The organism is Mycobacterium sp. TH-M106 (genome assembly GCF_057473765.1).
In genome coordinates this window covers 1-4,964 of record NZ_JBYCLE010000288.1, presented here as the reverse complement: position 1 = coordinate 4,964, position 4,964 = coordinate 1, and the positions used below count along the sequence as shown (strand labels likewise).

6 protein-coding genes are annotated in these 4,964 nt (G+C 67.6%); 2 read left to right on the top strand and 4 right to left on the bottom strand.

The features are described from left to right. The 4 genes from AC2VOP_RS10005 to AC2VOP_RS09990 form a co-directional block, all read right to left on the bottom strand. A partial coding sequence (locus AC2VOP_RS10005) for a nuclear transport factor 2 family protein (protein ID WP_486960806.1) occupies nucleotides 1–247 on the bottom strand: 247 nt, incomplete at its 3' end. After that, the gene (locus tag AC2VOP_RS10000) at nucleotides 244–1,440 is read right to left on the bottom strand and encodes a thiolase domain-containing protein (protein ID WP_486960807.1); all 1,197 of its coding nucleotides are present in this window, start codon (nucleotides 1,438–1,440) and stop codon (nucleotides 244–246) included. The genes AC2VOP_RS10005 and AC2VOP_RS10000, both read right to left, overlap by 4 nt. Then, on the bottom strand, nucleotides 1,437–2,501 hold the full coding sequence (locus tag AC2VOP_RS09995; protein WP_486960805.1) for a thiolase domain-containing protein: 1,065 nt from the start codon (nucleotides 2,499–2,501) through the stop codon (nucleotides 1,437–1,439). Before AC2VOP_RS09995 ends, AC2VOP_RS10000 begins: the two co-directional genes overlap by 4 nt. Before the next feature lie 13 nt (nucleotides 2,502–2,514). Next, entirely contained in the window at nucleotides 2,515–3,522 is a 1,008-nt protein-coding gene (locus AC2VOP_RS09990) for a Zn-ribbon domain-containing OB-fold protein (RefSeq protein WP_486960804.1), read from the bottom strand. A gap of 51 nt (nucleotides 3,523–3,573) precedes the next feature. On the opposite strand from AC2VOP_RS09990, the gene AC2VOP_RS09985 reads away from it, so the two are divergent. Together AC2VOP_RS09985 and AC2VOP_RS09980 are read left to right on the top strand one after the other, a co-directional pair. Beyond that, complete coding sequence (locus tag AC2VOP_RS09985; protein WP_486960803.1) at nucleotides 3,574–4,632, top strand: LLM class F420-dependent oxidoreductase; 1,059 nt, start codon at nucleotides 3,574–3,576, stop codon at nucleotides 4,630–4,632. Between the two features lie 21 nt (nucleotides 4,633–4,653). Beyond that, on the top strand, nucleotides 4,654–4,964 hold a 311-nt coding region (locus tag AC2VOP_RS09980), incomplete at its 3' end, for an AMP-binding protein (RefSeq protein ID WP_486960802.1).

Genomic DNA, 4,964 nt, shown 5'->3' with positions numbered 1-4,964 from the left:
TGCCGCAGCAGAAGCTGTCGACGAAGTTGAACTCGATCCTGTCGGTCGGAGCGATCGCCTTGTCCCAGAACGCCGAGATGGCGTCGCGGCCGTGGTGGCCTTTGCCGTCGGGGTCGAAGTGCGAAGGCCCGATCGGGTCTTCGATGACCGCGTCATCGGCGAACACTGCCAGCCAGGTGTCCTTGTCGCGGGCGGTCACCGCCTCCCGGGAACGTCGGCCGGCTGCGTGCGCGGGGTGCTCGGTCATCTGCTCCTCCTGTCATCGGCCTTGGTTGGCTTCTCGGATCCGACCACCCACATCGAATAGTACTGTGACCCACCGCCGTAGGCATGGCCCAGAGCCTTGCGCGCACCCGGGACCTGGTGTGCGCCAGCTTTTCCCATCACCTGTATGGCGGCTTCGGCGAATCGGATCATCCCGGAGGCGCCGATCGGGTTGCTCGACAGCACGCCACCGGAGGGGTTGACCGGCAGCCGGCCGCCGATCGCGGTCTCGCCAGCCTCGGTGAGCTTCCAGCCCTCGCCCTCGCGCGCGAAGCCCAGGTTCTCCAACCACATCGGTTCGAACCAGGAGAACGGGACATAGATCTCGGCCACGTCGATCTCGTCGATCGGGCTGGTGATACCGGCCGCCTGCCACAGCGCAGCGGCGGCGTCGCGGCCCGCCCGTGGGTTGACCTGGTCGCGGCCAGAGTAGGCCAGCGGCTCGGTGCGCAGCGCGGTGGCATGGATCCAGGCAACCGGATCACCACTTTCCACCCGCGCATCGGCGTCCTGCTCGTCGCCGATCACCATCGCGCAGGCGCCGTCCGACGACGGACACGTCTCGTCGAAGCGGATGGGATCCCACAGCATCTGCGACGACATCACCTTCTCCATCGTGATATCGGGCTGCTGCAGGTGCGCCAGCGGGTTGCGGGCACCGTTGAGCCGGTCCTTGACCGCCACCAGTGCCCCGATGTGTGTCGGTGCGCCGGAGCGGCGGATGTAGGCACGCACGTGCGGGGCGAAGTACCCGCCTGCACCGGCGCCGACCGGCTTGGTGAACGGCACCGGAATCGACAGTGCCCACATGGCGTTGGATTCCGACTGCTTCTCCCAAGCCATCGCCAGCACCCGACGGTATCTGCCCGACTGCACCAGACCGGCAGCCACCACGGCGGTGGAGCCACCCACCGACCCCGCGGTGTGCACCCGGATCAGCGGCTTGCCGGTGGCCCCGATGGCGTCGGCCATGAACAGCTCGGGCATCATGACGCCCTCGAAGAAATCGGGTGCCTTTCCGACCACGACGGCGTCGATATCGGCGAAGGTCGAACCGGAGTCGGCTAGAGCACCGTCGATGGCTTCCCGCACCAGGCCGTTCATCGATACGTCATGCCGCTTGGCGACGTAGCGCGTCTGTCCGGCGCCCAGCACTGCCGCGAGTCTGGCCATCAGTTCCGCCCTTCCATCACCACGACCAGGTTCTGTTGCAACGCCGGTCCGCTGGTGGCGTGGGCGAGCACCCGCTGCGCAGAACCGGAGAAGATATGCCGGGCGGCAAAGCCGATCCGTTCCAGGCCGGCGACGAACATCGGATTGGCAGACAGCGCACCACCGGACGGGTTGAGCGTCACCTTCGACGGCAGCTGCATCGCCTCGGTGAGCAGCAACTGCTGGTGGGTGAACGGTGCCTGGATCTCGGCGACGTCGACCGCGGGAATGTCGTCACCGGTGGCCAGCCGGGTGATCGCCCTCGTCGACGGAGACCGAGTCAGATCCCGGCTGCCCAGCACCGGCGACTCGATGCGATGCTCGAAACCGGTTATCCACGCAGGGTTTTCGCACAGGTCTCGGGCGTGGCCGTCGGCGGCCAGCACGACCGCGGCCGCCCCGTCGGTGATCGGTGCAATGTCGTGGCGGCGCAGCGGATCGGCGAAGAACGGACGATCCAGCAGCTCGTCGAGGTTGTCGCTGGACTCCACGCAGTCCACCCGCTCTGCGCAGGCGGACGACTCCAGGGCCACCCGGGCCATCTGCTCAGCGGTCCACACATCGGCGTCTAGCCCGAGGCGGGCCTGTAGTGCGGCGATCGACACCGAGTCCGGCCAGAGCGGAGCGACGGTGTACGGGTCGGTCTGCAAGGCCAGGATCCGGCGCAGCACCCCGGCCGACGACTTGCCGAATCCGTACGCCAATGCGGTGTCAACCTCTCCGATCAAGACCTTGATGTAGGCCTCGTAGAGCGCCCAGGCGCCGTCCATCTCCACGTGGGACTCGTTGATCGGCGGAACGGCACCGATGGAGTCGATCGCCGAGATGAACGAGAACGCCCGTCCAGCAAGGTAATCCGAAGAGCCTGAGCACCAGAACCCGATGTCGGCCCTGGTGATGCCCAGTTTCGAGTACAGCTCAGCAAAGCACGGCATCAGCATTTCGACACCGTTGGTAGTGCCGTCGGTGCGGCGCAGATGCGGGGCGTGGGCGAAGCCCACCACCGCGACGTCGCGAGAGCTCATTGCCAGCTCCCCCTCACAGGTGGTGCTTGTAGGTGTCGTAGTCGGCGTCGGGTTCCCCGGTCGGCCGGAAGTGCTCGATGTTGTCCATCCCGTAGCCCCACTGCTCGCGGGGCCGCCACACCGCCTGCACCCGCATACCCATCCGGACCTCGTTCGCGTCGACGTCGGAGACCAGCGTCAGAAACGGAATGTCGGCACCGTCGAGCAGTACGTAGGCGGCCACGTAGGGCGGTGTGATGCGCTGGCCCGGGAACGGGATGTTGACGATCGCGAACGTCGTCACGGTGCCCCTGTCTGACACCTCGACGAAATCGGTGAGCGGCTGGCCGGTGGCCGGATCGGCTTCACGGGCCGGGAAGTACACTTTCCCGCCCTTGGCGGTGCGTGCGCCCAGCAGCCTGCCGTCCCGCAATGCGCGCAGATAAGCACTCTCCGGATAGGAAGCGCTGTGCTGGATTTCCAGGTCGATCGGGGTGATGACGATCGAGACCGGGTCGCGTTCGTCGGTGACGGCTGGAAGTTCCTCGGCTGCATCCTTCAGATCGCCGAGCGCGAAGTAGGCGATGTCGGTGATCGCGCCGACCGGCTCGTCGGCCCAGTGCGCATGCACTCGGGCTCCGGTGCTGATGCCAGCGGGCCCCGTAGCTCCCACGTCGACCACATGCAGCATCGGCACGTCGGCGCCGTCCAGCCGGATCAGCGCGAAGGCGAACGGGCGGTCAAACGGTTGACCCGGCAGCGGCGCCGGCTGCCAGGACCACGACACCACGGTGCCAACGCTTTCCACGTCGACGATCTCGGTCAGCGGTGCATGGTCGACCGGATCGTATTCAGCCGGCGGCACGTACACTCGTCCGTCGGAGCCGCGCACCCCGACGATGCGGCGCTCGCGAAGTGCGGTGAAGAACTGGCCGAGAACAGGTCCGACCGAACGGGTGTAGTCGAACGCCAAGCGCAGCGGCGCGGAAAGGGGAGGTTCGGGTTGCTCCGATCCGGCGGGCCGGGGTTCGCTCACGGTCACGGCATCGAGTAGAACAGGTTCTAACAATCTGGGCAAGATAAGGGGCCACGCATGAAGCTGGGGTTGCAACTGGGGTATTGGGGCGCGCAGCCACCCACCAACGCCGGTGAGTTGGTGGCGGCCGCCGAGGAGGCCGGCTTCGACGCCGTCTTCACCGCCGAGGCCTGGGGGTCGGACGCTTACACGCCGCTGGCGTGGTGGGGGGCGTCGACGCACCGGCTGCGGCTGGGCACCTCGGTGGTGCAGTTGTCGGCGCGCACCCCGACCGCATGTGCGATGGCCGCGCTCACCCTTGACCACCTCTCCGGCGGCCGGCACATCCTCGGGCTCGGCGTCTCCGGCCCGCAGGTGGTGGAGGGCTGGTACGGGGCCCGGTTCCCCAAGCCGTTGGCGCGCACCCGCGAGTACGTCGACATCCTGCGCCAGGTCTGGGCCCGCCAGGCACCGGTGACCAGCGACGGCCCGCACTACCCGCTGCCGCTGACCGGCGCCGGCACCACCGGGCTGGGCAAGGCGCTCAAGCCGATCACCCACCCACTGCGCGCCGACATCCCGGTGATGCTGGGTGCGGAGGGGCCGAAGAACATCGCGCTGGCCGCCGAGATCTGCGACGGCTGGTTGCCGATCTTCTACACGCCGCGACTGGCCAGCATGTACAACGAGTGGCTCGACGAGGGCTTCGCGCGGCCCAGTGCCCGGCGCACCCGGGAGGACTTCGAGATCTGCGCCAGTGCCCAGGTGGTCATCACCGGCGACCGCGCGGCGGCGTTCGCGGGCATCAGACCGTTCCTGGCGCTGTACATGGGCGGGATGGGCGCCGAAGACACCAACTTCCACGCCGACGTCTACCGCCGGATGGGCTACTCGCAGGTGGTCGACGACGTCACCCGGCTGTTCCGCTCTGGCCGCAAGGACGAGGCCGCCAAGGTGATCCCCGACGAACTCGTCGACGACGCCGTCGTCGTCGGCGATATCGACTACGTGCGCAAGCAGATCTCGGTATGGGAAGCCGCCGGCGTGACGACGATGATGGTGACCGCGCATGATGTCGACCAGATCCGCCAGCTGGCGGGGTTGGTGTCGCCACCACCGGTCTTGCATCAGGATTAGAACACGTTCTAGATTAACCGGATGACCGAGACCGGCCTGTGGAACATCGCCCGCGATCAGCCCGACTCGGTCGCGGTGGTCGACGTGACGGGTGGCCGGCTGACCTATGCGGAGCTGACCGCGCGCGCCGACCGCTACGGCCGCGGGCTGCAGGCCCTGGGGCTGCGTCCCGGCGACGTGCTGGTCATGGTGTTGCCCAACATCGTCGACACCCTCGCGGTGTACTTCGCCGCCATGCAGACCGGCCTGTACATCGTCGCGGTCAACTGGCATTTGACCGGCCCCGAGATCGGCTACATCCTCTCCGACAGCGGTGCGAAAGTCCTTGTCGC

Excerpts from the sequence above, each read along its gene's own strand:
- AC2VOP_RS09985 (WP_486960803.1), top strand. The coding sequence starts at position 3,574 with ATGAAGCTGGGGTTGCAACTGGGGTATTGGGGCGCGCAGCCACCCACC.
- AC2VOP_RS09995 (WP_486960805.1), bottom strand. The coding sequence starts at position 2,501 with ATGAGCTCTCGCGACGTCGCGGTGGTGGGCTTCGCCCACGCCCCGCAT.